This is a genomic window from Pelagibius sp. (genome assembly GCF_965227505.1).
Taxonomy (GTDB): Bacteria; Pseudomonadota; Alphaproteobacteria; order Kiloniellales; family Kiloniellaceae; genus Pelagibius.
In genome coordinates this window covers 2597560-2620706 of the sequence record NZ_OZ245757.1, presented here as the reverse complement: position 1 = coordinate 2620706, position 23147 = coordinate 2597560, and the positions used below count along the sequence as shown (strand labels likewise).

Annotated in this window: 22 protein-coding genes; 13 read left to right on the top strand and 9 right to left on the bottom strand. The window is 67.9% G+C overall.

Translation table 11 applies throughout. The features are described from left to right. Positions 1-4: 4 nt before the first annotated feature. Positions 5-1414 (top strand): dihydrolipoyl dehydrogenase, encoded by a 1410-nt coding sequence (lpdA, locus tag ACO06P_RS12440; RefSeq protein ID WP_420345561.1) that lies wholly within the window; start codon positions 5-7, stop codon positions 1412-1414. Positions 1415-1466: 52 nt separating this feature from the next. Here lpdA and ACO06P_RS12435 read toward each other — a convergent pair whose 3' ends face one another. Beyond that, entirely contained in the window at positions 1467-2444 is a 978-nt protein-coding gene (locus ACO06P_RS12435; RefSeq protein WP_420345560.1) for an AraC family transcriptional regulator, read from the bottom strand. A gap of 121 nt (positions 2445-2565) precedes the next feature. On the opposite strand from ACO06P_RS12435, the gene ACO06P_RS12430 reads away from it, so the two are divergent. Further along, positions 2566-3192 carry a LysE family translocator gene (locus ACO06P_RS12430; RefSeq protein ID WP_420345559.1) on the top strand — a complete coding sequence of 209 codons (627 nt, stop codon included), beginning with the start codon at positions 2566-2568 and terminating at the stop codon, positions 3190-3192. Between the two features lie 17 nt (positions 3193-3209). Here ACO06P_RS12430 and ACO06P_RS12425 read toward each other — a convergent pair whose 3' ends face one another. Then, positions 3210-3887, bottom strand: coding sequence for an HAD family hydrolase (locus ACO06P_RS12425; protein WP_420345558.1), 678 nt, complete (start codon positions 3885-3887; stop codon positions 3210-3212). A 238-nt stretch (positions 3888-4125) separates the two neighbouring features. Here ACO06P_RS12425 and ACO06P_RS12420 point away from each other — a divergent pair, with 238 nt between their 5' ends. From ACO06P_RS12420 to ACO06P_RS12410, 3 genes are all read left to right on the top strand, one after another. Next, the gene (locus ACO06P_RS12420) at positions 4126-4443 is read left to right on the top strand and encodes a TM2 domain-containing protein (RefSeq protein ID WP_420345557.1); all 318 of its coding nucleotides are present in this window, start codon (positions 4126-4128) and stop codon (positions 4441-4443) included. A 111-nt stretch (positions 4444-4554) separates the two neighbouring features. Beyond that, a complete protein-coding gene (locus ACO06P_RS12415) occupies positions 4555-5811 on the top strand; it encodes an MFS transporter (RefSeq protein WP_420345556.1) in 1257 nt (418 codons plus the stop codon). Continuing rightward, positions 5808-6326, top strand: coding sequence for a GNAT family N-acetyltransferase (locus ACO06P_RS12410; RefSeq protein WP_420345555.1), 519 nt, complete (start codon positions 5808-5810; stop codon positions 6324-6326). The genes ACO06P_RS12415 and ACO06P_RS12410 overlap by 4 nt, the downstream gene beginning before the upstream one ends. Before the next feature lie 6 nt (positions 6327-6332). On the opposite strand, the gene ACO06P_RS12405 is transcribed toward ACO06P_RS12410, so the two are convergent. Genes ACO06P_RS12405 through fsa form a run of 3 tightly spaced genes read right to left on the bottom strand, consistent with a single transcriptional unit; the run spans position 6333 to position 8834 of the window. Continuing rightward, complete coding sequence (locus ACO06P_RS12405) at positions 6333-7352, bottom strand: tyrosine recombinase XerC (protein WP_420345554.1); 1020 nt, start codon at positions 7350-7352, stop codon at positions 6333-6335. Then, entirely contained in the window at positions 7325-8152 is an 828-nt protein-coding gene (locus tag ACO06P_RS12400) for a DUF484 family protein (RefSeq protein WP_420345553.1), read from the bottom strand. The genes ACO06P_RS12405 and ACO06P_RS12400 overlap by 28 nt, the downstream gene beginning before the upstream one ends. Continuing rightward, entirely contained in the window at positions 8145-8834 is a 690-nt protein-coding gene (gene fsa, locus ACO06P_RS12395) for a fructose-6-phosphate aldolase (RefSeq protein WP_420345552.1), read from the bottom strand. The genes ACO06P_RS12400 and fsa overlap by 8 nt, the downstream gene beginning before the upstream one ends. A gap of 85 nt (positions 8835-8919) precedes the next feature. On the opposite strand from fsa, the gene ACO06P_RS12390 reads away from it, so the two are divergent. The 8 genes from ACO06P_RS12390 (at position 8920) to ACO06P_RS12355 (ending at position 18134) form a co-directional block, all read left to right on the top strand. Further along, positions 8920-11220 (top strand): primosomal protein N', encoded by a 2301-nt coding sequence (locus ACO06P_RS12390; protein ID WP_420345551.1) that lies wholly within the window; start codon positions 8920-8922, stop codon positions 11218-11220. A 232-nt stretch (positions 11221-11452) separates the two neighbouring features. Next, a complete protein-coding gene (locus ACO06P_RS12385) occupies positions 11453-11953 on the top strand; it encodes a VOC family protein (RefSeq protein WP_420345550.1) in 501 nt (166 codons plus the stop codon). 204 nt (positions 11954-12157) lie between these two features. Beyond that, positions 12158-12718, top strand: coding sequence for a F0F1 ATP synthase subunit delta (locus ACO06P_RS12380; protein WP_299396260.1), 561 nt, complete (start codon positions 12158-12160; stop codon positions 12716-12718). Further along, positions 12718-14250, top strand: a complete 1533-nt coding sequence (gene atpA, locus ACO06P_RS12375) for a F0F1 ATP synthase subunit alpha (protein WP_420349630.1) — start codon at positions 12718-12720, stop codon at positions 14248-14250. The genes ACO06P_RS12380 and atpA overlap by 1 nt, the downstream gene beginning before the upstream one ends. Before the next feature lie 49 nt (positions 14251-14299). Next, positions 14300-15211, top strand: a complete 912-nt coding sequence (locus tag ACO06P_RS12370) for a F0F1 ATP synthase subunit gamma (protein ID WP_420345549.1) — start codon at positions 14300-14302, stop codon at positions 15209-15211. Positions 15212-15274: 63 nt separating this feature from the next. Continuing rightward, entirely contained in the window at positions 15275-16696 is a 1422-nt protein-coding gene (atpD, locus tag ACO06P_RS12365; protein WP_420345548.1) for a F0F1 ATP synthase subunit beta, read from the top strand. Positions 16697-16749: 53 nt separating this feature from the next. After that, complete coding sequence (locus ACO06P_RS12360) at positions 16750-17154, top strand: F0F1 ATP synthase subunit epsilon (protein ID WP_420345547.1); 405 nt, start codon at positions 16750-16752, stop codon at positions 17152-17154. Between the two features lie 164 nt (positions 17155-17318). Continuing rightward, positions 17319-18134, top strand: coding sequence for a ferritin-like domain-containing protein (locus ACO06P_RS12355; protein WP_420345546.1), 816 nt, complete (start codon positions 17319-17321; stop codon positions 18132-18134). Positions 18135-18201: 67 nt separating this feature from the next. On the opposite strand, the gene ACO06P_RS12350 is transcribed toward ACO06P_RS12355, so the two are convergent. The 4 genes from ACO06P_RS12350 to ACO06P_RS12335 all read right to left on the bottom strand — a co-directional run bounded on the left by ACO06P_RS12350 (position 18202) and on the right by ACO06P_RS12335 (position 23147). Continuing rightward, a complete protein-coding gene (locus ACO06P_RS12350; RefSeq protein ID WP_420345545.1) occupies positions 18202-18693 on the bottom strand; it encodes an RNA pyrophosphohydrolase in 492 nt (163 codons plus the stop codon). Continuing rightward, a complete protein-coding gene (locus ACO06P_RS12345) occupies positions 18693-20192 on the bottom strand; it encodes a divergent polysaccharide deacetylase family protein (protein ID WP_420345544.1) in 1500 nt (499 codons plus the stop codon). Before ACO06P_RS12345 ends, ACO06P_RS12350 begins: the two co-directional genes overlap by 1 nt. 163 nt (positions 20193-20355) lie before the next feature. Continuing rightward, positions 20356-21678: a S41 family peptidase gene (locus tag ACO06P_RS12340; protein ID WP_420345543.1), complete on the bottom strand. Its 1323-nt coding sequence runs from the start codon at positions 21676-21678 to the stop codon at positions 20356-20358. After that, the gene (locus ACO06P_RS12335) at positions 21678-23147 is read right to left on the bottom strand and encodes a murein hydrolase activator EnvC family protein (protein ID WP_420345542.1); all 1470 of its coding nucleotides are present in this window, start codon (positions 23145-23147) and stop codon (positions 21678-21680) included. Before ACO06P_RS12335 ends, ACO06P_RS12340 begins: the two co-directional genes overlap by 1 nt.

Sequence of the window (23147 nt, the reverse complement as noted above, 5' to 3'; positions counted from 1 at the left end):
AGTCATGAGCGATACGCAGTATGATCTGGTGGTGATCGGCGGCGGGCCCGGCGGCTATGTTGCCGCTATCCGGGCCGCGCAGCTCGGCCTCAAAACGGCCTGCGTAGAAGGCCGCGGCGCGCTGGGCGGCACCTGCCTCAACATCGGCTGCATTCCCTCCAAGGCGTTGCTGCAGTCTTCCGAGAAATATGCGGACGCGGCCAAGCACTTCGCCGAGCATGGCATCACGGTGAAGGGCCTGGGTCTCGACCTGCCGGCGATGATGGGTCGCAAGGACAAGGTGGTGAAGGATCTCACCACCGGCATCGAGTTCCTCTTCAAGAAGAACAAGGTGGACTACGTCAAAGGCTGGGGCTCCATCCCCGCGGCCGGCAGCGTCAAGGTGGCGCTCGACGACGGTGGCGAGCAGGTGCTGAACGCAAAGTCCATCCTGATCGCCACGGGTTCGGAATCGACGCCGCTGCCCGGGGTCGACACCGACGAAGAGCAGATCGTCACCTCGACCGGCGCCCTCGCCCTCGACAAGGTGCCGGACCACATGGTGGTGATCGGCGCCGGCGTCATCGGGCTGGAGATGGGTTCGGTCTGGTCGCGCCTCGGCGCCGAGGTGACGGTGGTGGAGTTTCTCGACCGCATTTTGCCGGGCATGGATGCGGAGATCGCCAAGCAGACCCAGCGTGTGCTCACCAAGCAGGGCCTGAAGTTCAAGCTTGGCACCAAGGTGACCGGCGCGGCCAAGGCGAACGGCGCCGTCACCCTGACCCTTGAACCCGCCAAGGGCGGCGATGCCGAGGAGATGAAGGCCGACGTGGTGCTGGTGGCCATCGGCCGGCGGCCCTTCACCGAGGGGCTGGGCCTGAAGGAACTGGGGGTGGCCATGGACAACCGCGGCTTCATCCAGGTCGACAGGCATTTCCAGACCTCGGTGCCGGGGATCTATGCGATCGGCGACTGCGTGCCGGGCCCGATGCTGGCCCACAAGGCCGAGGAAGACGGCGTGGTCGCGGTCGAGGGGCTGGCCGGCCAGGCGAGCCACATCGACTACAACCTCGTGCCGGGGGTGGTCTACACCTGGCCGGAAGTGGCCGGGGTCGGCAAGACGGAAGAGCAGCTGAAGGAAGAGGGCGTCGACTACCGGGTCGGCAAGTTCCCCTTCACCGCCAACAGCCGCGCGCGCGCGGTGGGCGACACCGACGGGCTGGTGAAGATCCTGGCCGACAAGCGCACCGACCGGGTGCTGGGGGTGCACATCCTGGGTCCGTTGGCCGGCGACATCCTGGCCGAAGCGGTGACCATCATGGAATTCGGCGGCTCGGCGGAAGACATCGCCCGCACCTGCCACTCCCACCCCGGCATGGGCGAGGCGGTGAAAGAGGCGGCGCTCGCCGTCGACGGGCGGCCGATCCACATCTGAGGCTGAGGTCCGCCTGAGTGTGGGGTCCGCCTGAGCGTGGGGCCCGCCGCCTTCAGCGGCCGCGCGCGGAACGCCGGAAGGCGCCCGGGCCGATGCCGAAGGCCGCCTTGTGGCGGCGGCTGAAGGCGGGCAGAGAGGCGTAGCCGCAGCGTTCGGCAATCTCCGCCGTCGACAGATCGCTCTCCGCCAGCAGACGGCGCGCCTTCAAGAGGCGCCAGCGGGTGAGATAGCCGATCGCCGTCTGACCGACCATCTTCGCGAACTTCTCCGCAAAGCGTGCCCGCGACATGCCGGCGGTCCTGGCCAGCGCGGCCAGCGTCCAGGCCTTTGCGCAGTCCCGGTGTATGGCCAGCAGGGCCTTTGAAAGCTGCGGATCGGCCAGCGCGGCCATGTATTGCGAGGCGTATTGCGAGGCGTATTGCGAGGCGTATTGCGAGGCCTGCGGGTGTCCGGGCTCGCCGCTCTGGCGCATCGCCTGAATGAAGAGGATCTCCAGCAGCCGCGTGAGGATTCCCTGCATCCCCGCGCCGGCCAGCTCGCTCTCCAGGTCGAGCAGCCGCAAGGTGGCGCGGGTCCAGGGCTGGCGGCCGAGGTCCTGGGGGCGCAGCACCATCAGGGACGGCAGGTTGGCGAGAACCGGATGGTCGATTTCCTCGTCGAACTGGCAGAAGCCGCAGAGCAGCTCGGCGCGCCCGCCGCCTGCGCCGTAGCGCAGCACGCCATCGTCGCCCGGCGGGGCTGCAGCCAGCAAGGCAGGCAGCGGCAGCGGCGCCCGCTCGGCCGTATCGGACAGCACATGGGCGCCGCCGTTGGGCAGAATGACAAGCTCCCCCTCGCCAAGCTCTACCACGGCGCGTCCTTCTTCGGCCCGCACCCAGCATGTGCCGCGGCGCAGGAAATGAAAGCGCACAAGGCGCCGTTCCGCCGGCACTTCGATGGCGAAGGGACCCGCCAGGTCAGCGCGGAAGTAGAGTTCGCTGCGCAGCCGCAAGGTCGCAAAGACCTCACTCAGAAGATCCTGATTATCCATTCCGCATCAATACTGAGACGATCTGATAAAAAGCCTGGACGGACAGACAGTTACGTCTCCAGCCGTTTGGGTCAAGCTCCGATGAAACCGCCCCCGCGAGACTGCCCCGAGCGATTCTGCAATGGACACAAACCTGATCCTGGCCCTGGCCGGCTTTGCCTTCGTGACCTCGGTGACGCCGGGCCCCGGCAACTTCCTGCTCCTGACCTCCGGCGCGAACTTCGGGTTTCGGCGCAGCCTGCCCCTGGTGCTGGGCATCAGCTTCGGCTTCCTCTTCATGGTTCTGGTGATCGGATTGGGCCTCGGCCCCGTCCTGCAGCGCTATCCACTTGCGGCTGCGGTCCTGAAGATTGCCTGCCTCGGCTACGTCTTCTGGCTGGCCTGGAAGATCTTCCGCAGCGCGCCGGCGCCCGGCGACCCTGAGAGCGCCGCAGGGCGGCCGCTGCGGTTTCTGCAGGCCGCCTTGTTGCAATGGCTCAATCCGAAAGCCTGGGCGGTGGCTCTGATCGTCACCGTTTCCTACACCGCCGGCGGCGGATCGACGTCGGACTATGTGGCGCGCCTGGTTCTGGTGATCCTGCTCTTTGGCGCCGTGAACCTGCCCAGCATCAGCCTCTGGGCGGTCTCGGGCGTCGCCCTGCGCCGCCTGCTGGACGATCCGCTACGCCTGCGGCGCTTCAACGCGGCGATGGCGGTTCTGCTGGTGCTGTCCATGGTGCCGGTCATCCTGGACATCTCGATCTTCTAGGGTCAATGGCATGGGGGTCAGTCGGCGGCACCCATCCGGGCGGCGGCGCCGATTCCCAGGAGGCCCGGCAACTCCGCCATGTCGGTGAAGACCTGGCCGCCGGCGGCGGTGAGGGCGTCTGAATCGGTCTCCGCCGCATAGGCCAGAACCCGCATGCCCGCCGCAATTCCCGCCGCGGTGCCGAGCAGGCTGTCCTCGACGACCACGCAGGTCTCCGGCATCTGTCCCATCTGCTCGGCGGCGAAGAGAAAGAGGTCCGGATGCGGCTTGCCGCGTTCGACCATGGAGGCCGAGAAGATGCGCCCGTCGAAGTGATCTTTCAGGCCGGTGAGGCCCAGGGTCAGATCCATTTTTTCCAGACTGCCGGAGGAGGCCACGCAGAGCGGCAGGCCGTTGTCCCGGATCGTCTCGATCGCGGTGGCGACGCCGGGCACGGGCTTCAACTCCGCGCGGAAGGCCGCGTCGCGCCTGGCTTCGAAGTCGGCTTTCCAGTCCGGCGGCAGCGGGCGGCCGAGCCACTGCTCCACCGTGTCGATGACACGCTGCAGGGTGCCGCCGACGAAGCGGCTGCGGCAGTCCTCATAGGTGATCGGCAGGCCTGCGGCGGTGATGCACTCGGCCAATATGCGGTTTGCGATGGCTTCGCTGTCGACCAGCACGCCATCGCAGTCGAAGACGACAAGAGCGGGAAGCATTGTCCGAGTATAGCCGGTTTGGCCCCGGATGCCGATGTTTTCCGCGGGCCCGCTCCGCCCGCCGGTCCGGGCCCCCTTCCTGAAACCCTTTCCGGCTGCCGGAGGCGGCGTTGAACCGCCTGCGGCGGCGAAACGACAAAGAACAGGTCCAGGTTACCCCTCCCTGTGATGCACCGCCCTAAGGGAGCGGCGAACAGGTGCCGTCGTTCCGATTTGTCATCATGGAAAGGAAAGTAGGATGTCTGATATCAAGAATACCGTCTCCGAAGAGGAGGTGCGCTCCGCGCTCAAGTTCTCGATCGGCAGCAAGTCGATCATTCTGGCCTATGTGCTGTGGTTCTTTCTCGGTGTCCTCGGCGTTCACCGCATGTACCTCGGCAAGATGATCTCCGGTGTGATCATGGCGGTTCTGACCGTGGTCGGCTGGTTTACCCTGCCGTTCGTCGTCGGCATGCCCATCCTCGGTGTGGTCTTCCTGTGGTGGGTCGCCGATGCCGTGCTGATGTTCCTGGCGGTCCGCAAGCAGAGCGATATCATCGACAACATCGCCCGGTAACGCCTGCCGGCCCCTCTCTTCCGCACCAGGCATTTTCTCGGCAGTGCCGCCGCAAAGCGGCTAGGCTCTAGGCGATTCGTTTCGTTGGGGGCATTGCCGGAAAGAGCCGATATGGTGCGGGGACTGGAGCTCAAGGGCTGGCGGTTGGTGGCTTTGCTCTGCGTGACCCAGGTTCTGGGCATGCTGAGCAATGCCACCTTTCCCGCGCTCATCCCCGTCTTCCAGCCGCTCTGGTCGCTCAGCAATACGGAAGCCGGCTGGGTCAGCGGCATCTACTATGCCGGCTACACGGCGGCGGTGCCGGTGCTGGTCACCCTCACGGACCGGCAGGATGCGCGCAGCATCTATCTTCTGTCCTGCCTTCTCGGCGGCCTGGCGGCTCTGGGTTTCGCCGTTTTCGCCGACGGCTTCTGGAGCGCCATGGTGTTCCGGTTCTGCGGCGGGATCGGTCTGGCGGGCACCTACATGGTCGGGCTGAAGCTGCTGTCCGACCGCCTGCCGGAGCAGGGGCGTGCCCGCTCCGTCGCCATCTACACCGCGCACTTCGGCATCGGCGCCTCGTTCTCGGTGCTGGCGGCGGGTGAGGTGGCGGCCCTGGCCGGCTGGTCCTGGGCCTTCGTGGTCGGTGCCGCCGGGTCCTTCGCCTCGCTGCTGCTGATCGCGGCCTTCGTGCGGCCGCTGGCGCGCCGTACGGCGGAACCGCTGCCCGCGGTGGCGGTCTTCGATTTCCGCCCGGTCTTCCGCAACCGCCCCGCGCTGGCTTACACCCTGGGTTATGCGGCCCACATCTGGGAATTGTTCGGCTTTCGCGCCTGGCTGGTCGCCTTTCTGGTCTTCGCCTTCACTTGGCAACCGGCCCTGGCGGACAGCAGTTGGACGCCGACCCAGGTGGCGACGGTCCTGCTGCTGCTGGGCCTTCCGGCCTCGATCCTGGGCAACGAGGTCGCCACCACCTTCGGCCGCCGCCGCGTCGTTTCCCTGATTATGATTGGCTCCGGCGGGATCGCGCTGTTCCTCGGGTTCATCGCCGCAGTGCCGCTCTGGCTTCTGGCCGCGGTGCTGCTGGTCTACAGCGTGCTCATCATGGCGGACTCGGGGGCTTTGACCGCCGGCGCGGTCATTGCGGCGAAGCCCGAACGGCGCGGCGCCACCATGGCGCTGCATGCCCTGCTGGGTTTCGGCGCCGGTTTTCTCTCACCGCTGGCCTTCGGTGTGGTGCTGGATCTCGGCGGCGGCGCCGGGGCGGGGCTGGCCTGGGGCTTTGCCTTCGCCTTGCTCGGCCTCGGCGTCCTGGCCGGCCCGGTGATCCTCTATATCCTTGGCCGGCAGAGCCCGGACGGCGGCCAGGAGAGGCCTGTGGTCGGGTGATTCTGGAAACCGAGCGCCTGCTGCTGCGCCCGCCCACGTTGAAGGACGTCCCGGCGCTCTTTGCCTTTCTGGGCGACCCGCAGGCCATGCAGTTCACACATCTCGACCAGTCGCTGCGCCAATGCCGGCGGCGCATCGCCCTGCACGAGCGGCGCCGCCGCCGCGACGGCTGTGCCCCCTGGGCCATCCTGACCCGCGAGGCGAAGCGCATCGTCGGCTGGGGCGGGCTTTACGAGGATCCCTTCGATCCCGGATGGGGCGTGGAGGTCGGCTACGCCTTTCACCCGGAAGCCTGGGGAAAGGGCTATGCGACAGAGTTGGTGACGGCGGCGCTGGACCTGGCCGATGGTGTGCTGGGCCTTCCCGAGGTCAGGGCCTTCGTGCGGGAAAACAACCGGGCTTCGCGCCGGGTGCTGGAGAAGACGGGCTTCGAGGAGCAGCGCTTCGTCCCTGAACTGGGGCGCTTGCTCTACCGCCGCCTGCGCCCGGCCTCGGGTCATACCTTTCCCGCTTAACGTCGTTCAGCGCCCCTTTGCGCGCGCCCGGGCCCGAGGATGCGCCCTGTCGTAGACCGCCAGCAGCCCGGCGACATCGACGTCGGTGTAACGCTGGGTGGTCGAGAGCGAAGCGTGGCCGAGAAGTTCCTGGATGGCGCGCAGGTCGCCGCCGCCGGCCAGGAGGTGGGTGGCGAAGGAGTGGCGCAGGGCATGCGGCGTGGCGCCCTCCGGAAGCCCGAGCAGAGCACGCAGGGCCGCCATCTTTTCCTGAACCCGCCGCGGGCCGAGTGCGCCGCCGCGGGCGCCGCGGAACAGCGGCGCTCCGGCATCGCCGCCGAAGGGGCAGGCGGCCAGATAGTCGGCAACGGCGTCTCCGACCACCGGCAGCAGCGGCACCATGCGCTGCTTGTTGCCCTTGCCGGTGACCAGCAGGCTTTCCTGGCCGGGCTTCGGCGCCTCCCCCCGGGTCAGCGCCAGCGCTTCGCCGATCCTGAGCCCGCAGCCGTAGAGCAGCAGCAGGACTGCGCAGTCGCGCTTGCCGATCCAGTCGGACTCGCTCAGCTCGCCGACACTGTCGACCACTTCGCCCGCCTCCGCAGCGCTCAGCGCCCGCGGCACCGCTTTGGGGACCTTGGGTGTGCGCAGGGTTGCCAGCGCGGCATTCTCGGCAAGGCCGCGCCTTGTCAGCCAGCGGTACAGCCCGCGCAGGCTGGAAAGCGCCCGGGCCGTGGAACTGCGCTCCAGGCCGTCGGCGGCGCGGGCCGCCAGCCAGGCGCGAAAATCGCCGGCGGTCAGGGCGGAGAGGTCCTTCAGGCGCGCCGGCCCGCCGCGGTGTTCGGCGAGGAAGACGAGAAAGTGCTGGAGGTCGCGCCGATAGGCCAGGAGGGTGTGCGGCGAGGCACGCCGCTCGTCCTTCAGCCAGGTCTGCCAGTCGCGAAGGACGGCCTGCAGGTCCGGCGCCGCCGCCGTCAGAACCCCCTGCAGTTGGGTTTCGCGGCGCGGCGCTGCGGCTTTGCCTACAGCCTTTGCGGCAGGTTCAGCCATGACCGGAACGAGACCTCCAGCACCTCGGAGAGGAAGGTCAGCAGCTCGGTCCCCTGTCCGGCATGAAAGGCGCCGGGCTGGCGGGAGCCGAGCGCCAGCAGCGCCGGCGGGGTGGTCTCGCTGATGCTGAGGCGGATCAGGGCGTCGGACTGCACGATCCCGGCGGCGCCGTCGAAGATGGCCGGATCGCCGCTCACTTGGTCGCGCAGCAGAACCGTGCCGCTTGGACCGAGCAGGGCGTCGATGCTGCCCGCTTCCAGGCAGTAAACCCCGGCGGTGGGCCGCCAGGCACCGCCCTCGTCGGTCTTCTCGACACCGATGGTGACCACGTCCAGATCCAGGATCGCCGCCATGTCGGTGGTGATGGTCTCGACGAACTCCTCAAAGCTGCGTGCGTTGAGGATCGCCAGGACCGAGCGGTGAACCCGACTCTGGATCGAGAGGTTGTTGCGTCCGGCGGACAACAGTTCGTCGCGCAGAGAGGTCAGGCTGCCGACCTTGTCGCGCAGGCGCTGGACCTGAAACTGCTGCAGATCGATCACACCGTCGCCCTGGGCGCGCGCCGGCGGTTCCTGGCTGTCCAGAAGATCGGGGTTGGCGGCCAGGAACTCCGGGTGGCGGCGCAGATAGGCTGCCACCTGATCGCCCGAGATCGCTTGCGCGCAGGCACTCTTCGCTGCAGCCGCTTTGCTGGTGTCACCGGTTTCTTTGGGCGCGGCCTTTGCGCTGCCGTTCGCGCCGGCTTCGTTCTCGCGGTTCTTGTCCGGGCCCTCTTCGCCCTGGGTTCCGCTCTCAGGCACTGCGGCGCTCGGCGCTGTCGTCGCGGTGCAGGATGGACTGTCCGGTCTTTGCCCAGTCTGCCAGGAAGGCCTCCAGCCCCTTGTCGGTCAGCGGGTGCTTGTACATGGCGCGGAGCACCGCCGGCGGGATGGTGGCGACATGCGCACCCATCTTCGCGGCCTCGATGATGTGGCCGGAATTGCGCACCGAAGCGACCAGCACCTCGGTGGTGAAGTCCGGGTAGGCCTCGTAGATTTCGACGATGTCGGCAATCAGTTCCAGCCCGTCGATGCCGGTGTCGTCGAGGCGGCCGACGAAGGGCGAGATGTAGGTGGCGCCGGCCTTGGCGGCGAGGATCGCCTGAGCCGCCGAGAAGCAGAGGGTCACGTTGACCTTGGTGCCTTCGTCGGACAGCGTCTTGCAGGCCTTCAGGCCGTCGACGGTCAGCGGCGCCTTGACGACGATGTTGGAGGCCAGTGCCGCCAGCTTGCGGCCTTCGCTCACCATGTCCTCGTAGTCGACGGCCGTCACCTCGGCGCTGACGGGCCCCGGCACGACCGCGCAGATCTCGTGCAGCACCTCGAAGAAGTCGCGTCCGGTCTTGGCGACCAGCGAGGGGTTCGTGGTGATGCCGTCCACCAGGCCGGTGGCCGCCAGCTCGCGGATCTCCGCCACATCGGCGGTGTCGATGAAGAACTTCATGCTTCCAGGTTCGTCCTCTTTGCTGCCGGTGGTCTAGCCTGCCGGGCGATGGCCCTTCCCTTTGGCCTCGGCTAGAGTGTAGCCCATGCCCAAGCGCCTTGCCAGCACTGCCACCCTTCCCCTGGAGGATAGGGCGCCGGAGACACAGCCGCGCCGCGCCGCGGTCCTGCTGCCGCTGCCGCTGGCCGGTGCCTACGATTACCTGATCCCGGAGGATCTGGAGGTCGAGCCCGGGTCGGTGGTCACCGTACCGCTCGGCCAGCGGGAGGTTTTCGGCGTGGTCTGGGACCTGCTGCCGGAGGACGGCCGGCCGGGGGCGGCCGACGGGGGCGGGAAGGCCCTGCCGCTGGGGCGGCTGCGCCCGGTGATCGATGTCTGCCCGGTGCCGCCGCTGACCGCCGTCGCGCGGCGTTTCCTGACCTGGGTGGCGGACTACACCCTGGCGGCGCCCGGCGCCGTTCTGCGCATGGCGCTCAGTTCGCCCTCGGCACTGGAGCCGCCGCGCCCGGTCACGCTCTACCGCCGCGCCGAGCAGCCTCTGTCGGCCGACCTGCGGGTCACGCCGGCGCGGCGCCGCGTTCTGGAAGAGATGGAAGAGTCGCCGGCGCGCCCGCTGGCTGAAATCGCCGCGGCGGCCGGGGTTGGAACCTCGGTGGTGAAGGGGTTGGAGAAAGCCGGCATCGTCGAGGCGGTCTCGGTGCTGCGTGAGGCCCGCTTCGCAGCGCCCGATCCCGACCGCGCCGGGCCGGCGCTTTCCGACAGTCAGGGCGCCGCCGCGGCGGCGCTGCGCCAGAGTGTTGCGGCGGGGGACTTCTCCGTTACGCTGCTGGACGGGGTCACCGGCTCCGGCAAGACCGAGGTCTACTTCGAGGCGCTGGCCGCCGCCCTGGCGACCGGCCGCCAGGCGCTGGTGCTGCTGCCGGAGATCGCGCTGTCCGCCCAGTGGCTGCAGCGCTTCGAGGCGCGCTTCGGAGTCGCGCCGGCGCTCTGGCATTCCGATCTCACCTCGGCCCAGCGCCGCGCCGCCTGGCGGGCGGTCGCCTGCGGCCGCGCGCCGGTAGTGGTGGGCGCGCGCTCGGCGCTCTTCCTGCCGTTTCCCGACCTCGGCCTCATCGTCGTCGACGAGGAGCACGAGGCCGCCTTCAAACAGGAAGACGGTGTGCCCTACCACGCCCGCGACATGGCGGTGGTTCGCGCGCAGTTGGGCGGGGTTCCGGCCGTCCTCGCTTCGGCGACGCCGTCGCTGGAATCGCTCAACAACGTGCGCGGTGGCCGCTACGCCCACCTCCGCCTGCCGGAGCGCCATGGCGGCGCGCGCCTGCCGGAGATATCGCTGGTCGATCTGCGGGCCGACAAGCCGCCGCGCCTCGAAACCCCCGGCGGCTCCCCTGGCGGGGGCCAGGCCTGGCTCTCCGCCGCCCTGCGCGGGGCGATCGCCGAGACCCTGGAGGCCGGGGAACAGGTGCTGCTGTTTCTCAATCGCCGCGGTTATGCGCCGCTGACCCTCTGCCGCGCGTGCGGTCATCGCCTGCAGTGTCCGAACTGCACCGCCTGGCTGGTGGAGCACCGCCTCGCCGGGCGCCTGCAATGCCACCACTGCGGCTTTGTCGGACGGCTGCCGCGCAGCTGCCCCGACTGCGGCACGGAAGGCAGCCTGGTGGCCTGCGGGCCCGGCGTCGAGCGTCTGGCGGAGGAGACGCGGATCCTCTTCCCCGAAGCCCGCACCGGGCTGATGACCAGCGACACCCTGACCGGACCCGACGCAGCGGCCGATCTGGTGCGCGCCGTCCAGCAGCATGAGATCGACCTCCTGATCGGCACCCAGATCGTCGCCAAGGGCCATCACTTCCCTCAGCTCACCCTGGTCGGCGTGGTGGATGCGGACCTCGGGTTGTTCGGCGGCGACCTGCGCGCGGCGGAGCGGACCTATCAGCTGCTCCACCAGGTGGCAGGCCGCGCTGGCCGGGCCGAGCGGCCGGGCCGGGTGCTGCTCCAGACCAGCGAGCCGGACCATCCGGTGATGCAGGCTCTGGCCGGCGGCGGACGCGACGCCTTCCTGGCTGCCGAGGCCGAGGCCCGGCGGGAGGCCGGTCTGCCCCCCTTCGGGCGCCTGGCGGCTGTCATCCTGTCGAGCCCGGACCCGGGACAGGTGGATGCCGTGGCCGCGGCCCTGGCGCGCGCCGCGCCGCGACAGCCGGGTCTGACGGTGCTGGGGCCCGCCCCGGCGCCGCTGGCGGTGCTGCGCGGGCGTCATCGCCGCCGCTTCCTGGTGAAGGCGTCCCGCGGTTTTCGCATCCAGGCGGCGCTTCTGCCCTGGGTTCAGGCGGTCAAACTGCCCTCGAACCTGCGCCTGCAGGTGGATATCGATCCCTACAGCTTTCTTTAGCGGCCTGGCTACCGCACCGCGCACCGCGCCGCCGCGGTCCCGGATCACGCATTTTCGATCCGCGCGCCGTGGCGTGCTGCGCTAGACTGTCCGCGATCACCGCAGTGCAGAGCAGTTTCGCCAGCCGATTGTGCGCTGTGGCTGTGTGACGCCGTCTCGCGCAGAAGGGCCAGCAATCGGCGCCCGGGACCCTCCAACAGGCGGGGTTTCGGGCCAACCCATGGAGGACGAGATGAGCGACCCCGAGACAACCAACACTGGCAGTACGCCGCCTGAAGGCATGCATACGGTCACCCCGCACATCGTGGTGAAGGACGTGCCTGCGGCCATCGCCTACTACGCAAAGGTCTTCGGCGCCCGTGAGATCCTGCGCATGCCGACGCCCGACGGCAGCATGGTGATGCACGCCGAAATCGAAATCGGCGACTCCCGCATCATGATGGCCGAGGAGATGCCCGATTGGGGCAGCACCTCGCCGCTCAGCCTGGGAGGCACTGCCGTCAGCCTGCATCTCTATGTCGAGGATGTCGACGCCACCTTCGAGGCCGCGGTGGCCGCCGGAGCGCAGGGCGTAAACCCGCCGACCGACATGTTCTGGGGCGATCGCTTCGGGCGCATCGTTGACCCCTTTGGGCATTCCTGGGGCCTCGCCAAGCACCTCCGTACCCCCAGCATGGAGGAGATGATGGAGGGCATGAAGGCGGCCATGGGCGCGGCGCCGGAACCGGCCTAAACCCTTTGGCTTTGGGGGCTTTCCGGCTGTCGCCGAGGTTTCTTGCAACGCCCTTTCAGCTATGATACCAAACCCGCGCTCGTCGGCGGGAACCCCGCCGTGTGCAAGGCCCAGGCGGGATCGGACCTCTTCCACGTAACCGATTTCCGGATAATGGGTTAGCCGCGCGGGCAGGGGTAACAAGGACTTTCGAGGAAATCGGGCTTGGCTGGTGATAACACGAGCTTGAGCGACCTGGCAGGGCGCTATGCCTCCGCGTTGCTTGATCTGGCCGATGAGCGCAAAGCGCTCGATGAGGTCGCCGGGGACCTGCAGCAGTTGCGCAGACTCATTGCCGACAGCGGCGATCTGCAGCGCCTGCTGTCCTCTCCGCTGTACTCCCGCGCGCAGCAGAGCAAAGCCATCGCCGCGGTGATGGACCAGGCCGGCATCGGCGAATTGACCCGCCGCTTCGTGCTGGTCGTCGCCGACAACCATCGTCTCTTCGCGCTCTCCGCGATGATCGAAGGCTATCTGGCCGAGCTGGCGCGCCGGCGCGGCGAGGTGACGGCGGAAGTCACCTCGGCCCGCAGCCTCTCCGAAAGCCAGCAGGCAGCCCTTCTCGATGCCCTGCGTTCGACGGCGGGCAACAAGGTGAAGCTCGACCTCAAGGTCGATCCCGCCCTCATCGGCGGCCTCGTCGTGAAGGTCGGCAGCCGCATGATCGACTCGTCCCTGCGCAGCAAACTGCAAAGACTTCAACTCGCCATGAAAGGGGTCGGATGATGGACATCCGCGCCGCGGAAATCTCCGCCATTCTGAAAGACCAGATCGAAAACTTCGGCAACGAGGCGGATGTCGCCGAGGTGGGGCAGGTGCTCTCCGTCGGTGACGGCGTGGCCCGCATCTACGGCCTCGACAACGTCCAGGCCGGCGAGATGGTCGAGTTCCCCGGCGGCATCAAGGGCATGGCGCTGAACCTGGAGGTCGACAACGTCGGTGTCGTGATCTTCGGCGAGGACCGCGGCATCAAGGAAGGCGACACCGTCAAGCGCACAGGCGAGATCGTCGACGTGCCGGTGGGCCGCGGCCTGCTCGGCCGCGTGGTCGACGCCCTGGGCAATCCGATCGACGGCAAGGGCCCGATCGAGGGCGCCGAGCGGCGCCGCGTCGACGTGAAGGCCCCGGGCATCATCCCGCGCAAGTCGGTGCACGAGCCCATGCAGACCGGCCTCAAGGCCATCGACGCGCTGATCCCCATCGGCCGCGGCCAGCGCGAACTCATCATCGGCGACCGCCAGACCGGCAAGACCGCCATCGCGCTCGACACCATCATCAACCAGAAGCCCGTCAACCAGGGCGACGACGAGTCGAAGAAGCTCTACTGCATCTATGTCGCCGTCGGGCAGAAGCGCTCCTCTGTCGCAAAGTTCGTGAAGACCCTGGAGGACTACGGCGCGCTGGAGTACTCCATTGTCGTCTCGGCGACGGCCTCCGAGCCGGCGCCGCTGCAGTTCCTGGCGCCCTACACCGGCTGCACCATGGGCGAGTTCTTCCGCGACAACGGCGCCCATGCGGTCATCATCTACGACGATCTCTCCAAGCAGGCCGTCGCCTACCGCCAGATGTCGCTGCTGCTGCGCCGCCCGCCGGGCCGCGAAGCCTATCCCGGCGACGTTTTCTACCTGCACTCCCGCCTGCTGGAGCGGGCGGCGAAGATGGGCGACGATGCAGGCAACGGCAGCCTGACCGCCCTGCCGGTCATCGAAACCCAGGCCGGCGACGTCTCCGCCTACATCCCCACCAACGTGATCTCCATCACCGACGGCCAGATCTTCCTGGAAACCGGGCTGTTCTATAAGGGCATTCGCCCGGCGCTGAACGTCGGTCTCTCGGTCAGCCGCGTGGGCTCTTCGGCGCAGATCAAGGCGATGAAGCAGGTGGCCGGCACCATCAAGCTGGAGCTGGCCCAATACCGCGAGATGGAGGCCTTCTCCCAGTTCGCCTCCGACCTCGATGCCGCAACCCAGCGTCTGCTGGCACGCGGGTCGCGCCTGACGGAACTGCTGAAGCAGCCGCAGTACTCGCCGCTGACGGTCGAGGAGCAGGTGGCGGTGATCTTCGCCGGCGTGCGCGGCTATGTCGACGGCGTGCCGGTCAACCAGGTTTCGGCCTTCGAGGCCCAGCTTCTGGCGAAGCTGAGGGCCGAAGGGACAGACATCCTGACGGCCATCCGCACCGAACAGGTCATCTCCGAAGCGACCGAGGAAAAGCTCAAGACCTTCCTCGATGCCTTCGCCAAGACCTTCGCCGCCTGATCGCGGACCGGTTTGATCGACTAACAAGAGGGCGGAGCGGGGACGGCTTATGCCGAATCTCAAGGACCTGAAAATCCGGATCGACACCGTCAAGTCGACGCGCAAGATCACCTCGGCCATGAAGATGGTGGCCGCCGCCAAGCTGCGCCGCGCGCAGGAGCAGGCGGAGGCCTCGCGCCCCTATGCGCAGCGCATGGAGCGCATGCTGGGCTCCCTGGCCGCTGCGGCGGCCGGGCAGGCCGGCGCGCCCAAGCTGCTGGCCGGCAGCGGCAGCGACGAGACCCATCTGATCGTGGTGGCCACGGCCGACCGCGGCCTCTGCGGCGGCTTCAATACCTCCATCGTGCGCGAGGCGCGCCGCGCCGCCAACGCCCTGCTGGAGCAGGGCAAGACGGTGAAGATCCTCTGCGTGGGCCGCAAGGGCCGCGACCAGCTGCGCCGCGACCTCGGCGAGCGCATCATCGACACCGTTGAAGACATCGCGCGGCCCAGCCTTTCCTTCGACAAGGCGGCGGCTATCGGCGAGCGGGTGGTGGCGATGTTCGAAGCCGGCGAGTTCGACGTTTGCACCATGTTCTACGCCGAGTTCCGATCGGCCATCTCGCAGATCGTCAAGCCGCAGCAGCTGATCCCCTTCGCGGCGCCGCAAAAGGACGATGACGAGAACGGCGACGATGAAGCGGACGCTGACAGCGGGCTCGACGGGGCGGTCTACGAGTACGAACCCGGCGAGGAGGAGATCCTCACCGCCTTGCTGCCGACCAACATCTCCATTCAGATCTTCAAGGCTCTGTTGGAGAACGCGGCCAGCGAGCACGGCGCCCGCATGACCGCGATGGACAATGCGACGCGCAACGCCGGCGACATGATCAACAACCTGACGCTGGTCTATAACCGCACCCGTCAGGCCGCGATCACCGGCGAACTGATCGAGATTATTTCCGCTAAGGAAGCGATGTAACGGCGGCTGCCGCGGCGCGCTCGTCACGGCGAAGGGCGTAAGCGGCTACCAAGGAGCAAGACAATGGCAGACAACCTCGTTGGCAAAGTTACCCAGGTGATGGGCCCTGTGGTGGACGTGCAGTTCACCGGCGACCTGCCGCCGATCCTCAACGCGCTGGAGACCACCAACGACGGCAAGCGCCTGGTTCTGGAGGTCGCGCAGCACCTGGGCGAGAACATGGTGCGCTCCATCGCAATGGACGCCTCCGAGGGCCTGGTGCGCGGCCAGGAAGTGAAAGACACCGGCAGCCCGATTTCGGTGCCGGTGGGCCCGGAAATGCTGGGGCGCATCATCAACGTGGTGGGCGAGCCCATCGACGAGCGCGGACCCGTGAATACAGCGCGCAGCGCGCCGATCCACCGCGAGGCGCCGGAGTTCGCCGACCAGTCCACCGAAGCCGAGATGCTGGTCACCGGCATCAAGGTCGTCGACTTGCTGGCGCCCTATTCCCGTGGCGGCAAGATCGGCCTCTTCGGCGGCGCCGGCGTCGGCAAGACGGTGCTGATCCAGGAGCTGATCAACAACATTGCGAAAACCCACGGCGGTTATTCGGTTTTCGCCGGGGTCGGCGAGCGGACCCGCGAGGGCAACGACCTCTATCACGAGATGATGGAATCAGGCGTCATCAATCTGGACGGTGACTCCAAGGTGGCCCTGGTCTTCGGCCAGATGAACGAGCCCCCGGGCGCGCGTGCCCGCGTCGCCCTGACCGGCCTGTCCCAGGCGGAGTACTTCCGCGACGAGGAAGGTCAGGACGTGCTGTTCTTCGTGGACAACATCTTCCGCTTCACCCAGGCCGGTTCCGAGGTCTCGGCGCTCTTGGGCCGCATTCCCTCGGCGGTGGGCTATCAGCCGACTCTGGCCACCGACATGGGCACCCTGCAGGAGCGCATCACCACCACCAAGAAGGGCTCCATCACCTCGGTGCAGGCCATCTACGTGCCGGCCGACGATCTGACCGACCCGGCTCCCGCGACTTCCTTCGCCCACCTGGATGCGACGACGGTGCTGTCGCGCCAGATCTCAGAGCTGGGCATCTATCCGGCGGTCGACCCGCTCGACTCCACCAGCCGTATTCTCGACCCCCAGGTGGTCGGCGAGGAACACTACAACGTCGCCCGTGAGGTGCAGCGCATTCTGCAGAGCTACAAGGCGCTGCAGGATATCATCGCGATCCTGGGCATGGACGAGCTCTCGGAAGAGGACAAGCTCACCGTGGCCCGCGCGCGCAAGATCCAGCGCTTCATGTCCCAGCCCTTCGACGTGGCCCAGGTCTTCACCGGCAGCCCCGGCGTGCAGGTCTCCATCGAAGACACCGTGCGCGGCTTCAAGGGCATCTGCGACGGCGAGTACGACCACCTGCCCGAGGCTGCCTTCTACATGGTCGGCCCCATCGAGCAGGCCGTCGAGAAGGCCCGCAAGCTGGCGGCGGAAGCAGCCTAGTTTTTTACGCGCGGGCAAACGAAAGCCTGGAATAAAGGGCGGACGAAAAGGTCATGGCCGAAGGCAAGGTGTCATTCGAACTCGTCTCTCCGGAGCGCCTCCTGCTCTCCGAAGAGGTCGATATGGTCGTGGTTCCGGGTGAGGAAGGCGACTTCGGCGTGCTGACGCGTCACACGCCGCTGATCTCCACCCTCCGGCCCGGTGTGATCCAGGTCCACAACGGCGGAGCGGTCAGCGAATCGATCTTCGTCGCCGGTGGCTTTGCCGAGGTGACGCCCGCCCGCTGCACGGTCTTGGCGGAGGAGGCCGTGGCGGTGGGCGACATCGACCGCGCCGCCACCGAGCAGCGCCTGAGCGACGCCCGCGACGACCTTCTGGACGCCAAGGACGACGCCGAGAAGGCCAGTGCCGAGCGCCGCATCGCGGTTGCCGAGGCCATGCTGCAGGCAGCCGCTTAAGCCCCTTTCGGGGGCGGCCCCTCTTGCGAAAGGCTGCCTTCGTTCGCACCTCATTGTAGTGGTTGATTGTCCGCAACCCTATGTTAGGCTGCGGCGATTCTCCGCGATTCACTAAAGTGTCATAGTGCTGGAACACGGTTTTTTGGTGGGCGTAGGCAATCACGATGGCGGTCGGTCACTGGACTCTCGACGACATTTCCTGGCAGCGCTTCGATCCTGAGAAGGTGGATCCGGAGTTGCTCAAGCTCGTAAAAGCAGCCGGCATGGTCGAGTATAACGGCGGCGTTTATGCCGACTATCTCTGCAATGTCTTTCCCGACGATGCGGAGTTTCAGCAGGCTGCCAAGGTCTGGGCGCGTGAGGAAGTCCAGCACGGCGAAGCGCTCGGCCGCTGGGCGACCCTGGCGGATCCGGACTTCGACTTCGGCGCCTGTTTTGAGCGCTTTCGCGAGGGCTACCAGATTCCGGTGGATGCCGCCGCCTCGGTGCGCGGCTCGCGCTCCGGCGAACTTGTGGCCCGCTGCATCGTGGAGGTCGGAACCTCGTCCTTCTACGCCTCCATGGCATCGATGACCGATGAGCCGGTGCTGAGGGAGATCTGCCGGAAGATCGCGGCGGACGAACTCCGGCACTACAAGCTCTTCTACAATCATCTGAACCGCTACCTGGAGCGGGAGAGGATCGGCCGCTGGCGCCGCATCGGGGTGGCTCTCGGCCGGATCGGCGAAAGCGAGGACGATGAACTCGCCTATGCCTACTACGCGGCCAACGGCGACGGCGCCCCCTACGACCGCAAGCGTTACGGCACCGCCTACCTGCACCGGGTCTACGCCTGTTATCAGCCCGCCCATGTGCAGCGCGCCGTGTCGATGATCTTCAAGGCGGCGGGCCTCAACCCGCAGAGCCGCCTGTCATCGCTGGTGTCCCGGCTGGCCTTTGCCATGCTGCGCCTGCGCAGCCGCCGCGCCGTCGCCGCCTAGAGCGGGTCGGTCACTCAGACCTTAAGGGTTTCACGGTCTTTGGTCGCCGAGGGCGGGCGACCGCGCCTCACGGGACAAGATGCGCGAACTCCCGCAGCACGGCCTGATAGGTGTCGCGCTTGAAGGCGATGGTGAGGTCCGGCAGGCGGTGGAAGTCTTCCCAGCGCCAGTCGCTGAATTCCGGGTGCTCGGTTTCCAGGTTGATCTCGCTGTCGGCGCCGAGGAAGCGCATGGCGAACCACTTCTGTTCCTGCCCGCGGTAGCGCCCGCCGCGCACCCGCTCGATGAGCGCCGGCGGAAAGTCGTAGCGCAGCCAGTCCCGGCTCTCGGCGAGCACCGTCACATTGTCTGTGCCGATCTCCTCGTGCAGTTCCCGCCGCGCCGCCGCCTCCGGGTCTTCCCCCTTGTCGATGCCGCCCTGGGGCATCTGCCAGGCCAGCGGGTTGTCCTTCTTCGCGTCGATCCGCCGGGCGACGAAGACGCGGTTCTCGGTGTTCAAAAGCAGGATGCCGACGCAGGGGCGGTAGGGCAGCTTGGCAATCTTCTTCGCGCTCAGCATCAGCGGCTCTCCTGCCGGCCCACCAGGGCGGAGATCGGCGCGATCACCATGCCCCGGGCCGTGATCTCGGTCGACCAGTCGGCGAGGCGTTGCAGGGTGACGGGGTAGGGCTGGGCCATGGCCACAGCCGATCCTTCGGAAAGCGCGATGCGCTCGATCTGCGCCAGCCGCGCATCGATGGCCACGCGGCTGGCCTGGCGTTCGTCGATGGAGCGGTTGTTGAAGGCGCTCTTCAGGCCGATCTCCGCGGCCACCGCCGGGGCCACCGAGCGTTCGGTGGTGCGGTTGTCGAGGAAGATAAGTCCGCGCGATTTCAGCTCCTGGAGAAGGACTTCCATGTGCGTGCGCGACGCGGTGAAGCGCGAGCCCATGGCACCGGCCACGCCGACATAGGCGCTGCCGCGGCTCAGCACCCAGTCCAGACGGTCGAGGTTGTCCTCTGTGCTGAGGCTGGTGAGCAGGGCCTGCGGACCGGGATCGTCGTTCGGAAAGCTTGCCGGCTCCATCGGCAGATCGATCATCACCTCGTGGCCGCGCGCCCGCGCCAGCGCAATCCAGCGTTCCAGCCCGCGGGCGTAGGGACTGAAGGAGAGGGTGATGGCGGGCGGCAGGTTGTCGATGGCCGCCTGGGTGGCGCTGTCGGAAAGCCCGAGCCCGGTCAGCACGACGGCGATCCGCGGCCGCTGATCCTCTGTGTTGAAGGGCTGGCGAAAGCGCTCCCAGTACGGCAGGTCTTCCGGCGCCGGGGGGATAATAGGCACGCTGACGCTTTGTGGGACGTCGGCTTCTGCTTCCGGCAGCGCGGCCGCCTGATCCGACCCTGGTGGGTTTGGTGTTGCGGCCAGATCGCTTTCGGTCAGCGCTGCAGGAGCGGCCGGCTTGGGCTGCGGCAGGGCGACGCTGGCCGCGTCGCCGCTGCCCAGGGGCGCACCGCCCTCGTCCGGGCTGCCGTCCTCTTCGGGGGCACGATCTTCTTCAGGGATGCTGGTTTCTTCAGGGATACCGGCTTCTTCAGGGATACTGGCCTGCTGGGATGGCTCGGCCGGCTCCGGTGTCCCCGACGCTGGTGTCCCCGACGCTGGTGTTTCCGGCTCGGGTGTCTCCGGTTCGGATATCTCGGGCGCCGTGTCTTCAGCAGCCGCCGTTTCGTCGGTGGCGGACTCTGTGGCCGGCGCCTCGGAAGGTGCAGGGTCGGGCGCTGCCGGGGTCTCGGCGGCGCCGGCGGGTTCGGCTTCTGCGTCCGGACTGCCGGACCCTTCGGTGCCCCTCTCCCCAGTGGGGTCATTCGCGACTTCTTCGGGGGCCGCGGGCGGCCCCTCCGCCGGCGGCTCCAGCGCGACGATCAGGGGTGGAGGGGGTGGCGGAAGCGCGACCTGGACCGGATCGGCCGAGGGTGGCGGAGAGGTGAGCAGGGCGTATGCCACGGCGGCGCCCAGGGCGCCGAGCACCAGCAGCCAGGCGCCGGCCAGCAGCAGGGAACCGGTCGGGAGTCTAGGCAAGACGGTTGCCGCTACCGTGCCGCAGGCCGCGCGCGGTCAACCCACGCGCGGCGCTGTCGCCAGCGAGCTGTCCCAGGACGACTCGTCATGCTTCGATTCCGGGCTCCTATGGCGGCCCGCTCTCCGGCACCCCCTGCGCCGAATCAGCGTTCGTATCCTCTCGCTAGTTTACGACACGCTGGTTGTAAAGGGCCAGACCGCGAAGGAGGTCGATGGCGCGGGCCAGCTGATAGTCCTGCTCCGCCGCTTCGGAGAGCGCGTGGACTTCCGGCTGGTCTCCTTCTGCACCCTCGGGCGCTTCTTCGCCGAGCCCGCTCTCGTCAAGCCCGTTGTCGCCATTGGGATTGCCCAGGGCGCCGCGCAGGTCTGCCTCGCGCCGCCCAGGCCCGTTGTTTTCCTCGGTTTCGATGGTGGCCGGTTCGACGACGATGTCCGGGTCGATGCCGAGCGCCTGAATGGACCGTCCGGAGGGCGTGAAGTAGCGCGCCGTCGTCAGGCGCATGGCGCCGTCGAGGCCGAGAGGAATGATGGTCTGGACCGAGCCCTTTCCAAAGGAGCGCGTGCCCATGATGATCGCCCGGCGGTGGTCCTGCAGCGCTCCGGCCACGATCTCGGAAGCGGAAGCCGAGCCGCCGTTGATCAGCACCACCATCGGCAGGCCCTCGGCCATGTCACCGTCCTTGGCGTTGAAGCGCTGGGAATCATCGACGATGCGTCCGCGCGTCGAAACGATCTCGCCCTGATTGATGAAGGCGTCGGAGACGTCGATGGCCTGATCCAGCAGCCCGCCCGGGTTGTTGCGCAGGTCGATCACATAGCCCTGCAGATCGCTGCCGAGTTCCGCCTTGATCTCTTCGATCGCCGTCTTCAGGCCCGGCGTGGTCTGCTGGTTGAAGGTGGTGATGCGGATGTAGCCGACGTTGTCCTCGACGCGGCTGCGCACGGAGCGGATTCTGATGATGTCGCGGGTGATGGTGAGATCGAAAGGCTCGGAGCCTTCGCGGCGGATCGTCAGTTCCAGATCGGTGTTGACCGGCCCGCGCATCTTGTCGACCGCCTCGTTGAGGGTCAGGCCGAGGATGGGCTCACCATCGAGATGGGTGATGAAGTCACCGGGCTGAACGCCGGCGCGGTGCGCGGGCGTGTCGTCGATCGGCGAAACCACCTTGACGAAGCCGTTCTCCATGGTCACCTCAATGCCCAGCCCGCCGAACTCGCCCTTGGTCTGCACCCGCATGTCGCCGAAGGAATCAGCGTTCAGGTAGCTCGAATGTGGGTCGAGCGTGGAGAGCATGCCCTGAATGGCATACTCGATCAGCTGCTCATCGGTCACCTCCTCGACGTAGTCCGCGCGCACCCGCTCGAAAACGTCGCTGAACAGCTTCAACTGCCGATAGGTGTCCGAACGGTCTTCCTGGGCGATGGAAACCGTAGGCAGGACAATGAGTAATGCGGCCGCAAGTGCCGTAATCTGGAATTTGCGCATTAACCTCGCACCTTGTCATCTTTGGTCGCCAGCCAGGGCAGGGGATTTATAGCCTGCCCGGTGCGGCGAAGTTCCAAATAAAGCTCCGGATTACGGCCCGCCAGGTCGCTCATCTGTGCCACCGGCTCGCCTGCCAGAACCCACTGTCCGACCACGGCATCGATACGATCGAGACCGGCAAGTATGCTATGATATCGCTCGCCGTGGTCGATGATCAAGATTTGGCCATAACCGCGGAATTCCCCGGCATAGGCGATTCGGCCGTCGAAGGGCGCGACAATCTGCGCCCCCGGGCGGCCCTGAATGGTGATCCCCCTGGCAATTTCACCATCTGTTGAACTCTTGTGGCCATAAAGCCGCACGATTTCGCCGCGCATGGGCATGCTCAGGCTGCCGCCGTCGCTGGGGAAGGGCCGCAGGCTGCGCGGCGGGGCCAGGCGGGCGGTCTGCTGGGCGCGTGCGGCCGCATCGGCTCTGGCCCTGGCTTCGGCGGCTTCGCGGCGCGCGGTTTCGGCCCGGCGCTTTTCCTCGGCGGCGCGGCGCTCCGCCTCGGCCAGGCGGCGCTCCTCGGCCAGCCGGCGCTCCTCCGCCAGACGCCGTTCTTCGGCCAGACGGCGCTCCTCGGCCAGGCGCCGCTCCTCCGCCAGCCGCCGCTGCTCTTCCAGGCGGCGCTGTTCTTCCGCTTCTGCCTCCAACTGCGCCATCAGTTCGCGCAGATCGCCGGCCTCCCGGGCCAGACGGGCGAGGCGCCTGTCGGTTTCCTGGCGCTCGCTCTCCCGGCGCTCCTGCAGGGCGCCCTTGCGGGCCAGCAGGGCGGTCAGACGCTCGCCCTCGATCGACAGGGCGCCCTGGGCGGTCTGCAGGTCGTCGCGCTTGATGGCGATGCGGGTCCGCAGGACCGCGAGATCGCCCAGTTCCGCGCGCAGGGTCTCCGCGCGGGCTTCCAGGGCCGGTACGGCGACGCGCAGAAGCATTGCGGCCCGGGCGCTGTCCAGCGGCTGCTCGGCGCGGGTCAGGGCCGCCTCGGGGGGCTGCAGCGCAAGGCGCTGGAGCGCGCCCAGGGTGCGTTCCAACTGGTCGCGGCGGGTCGCAAGGTCGGCTGATTTCGCAGCCTCCTCGGCGTCGAGGCTTGCCAGTTCCCGCTCGGCGGCAGCGATCTCGCTCTCCAGGTCCTGGGCGCGGGCCGCCGCGGCAATGGCCTGCTGGCGCAGCGCGTCGATCTCCTCGGCCAGGGCCCTGGTTTCGCGGGACAAGGCTTCGGCCCGGGCGCGGTCTTCCTTGATCGCGCGCTCCAGGGCCTGCAGGTCGGCGGCGGGCTGTTGGGCCGCGGCCGGTGGCCCCGCGAGAACCGCTACGAGGGCCAGAACTGTTACGGGGGCCAGAACCGCTGCGAGGGACGGCAGGCAGGCGCCCGGAAGGGAGCGCCGCCGATACCCGGCCCTGTCGGCTCGGAGGACCTGGAAAGGCAA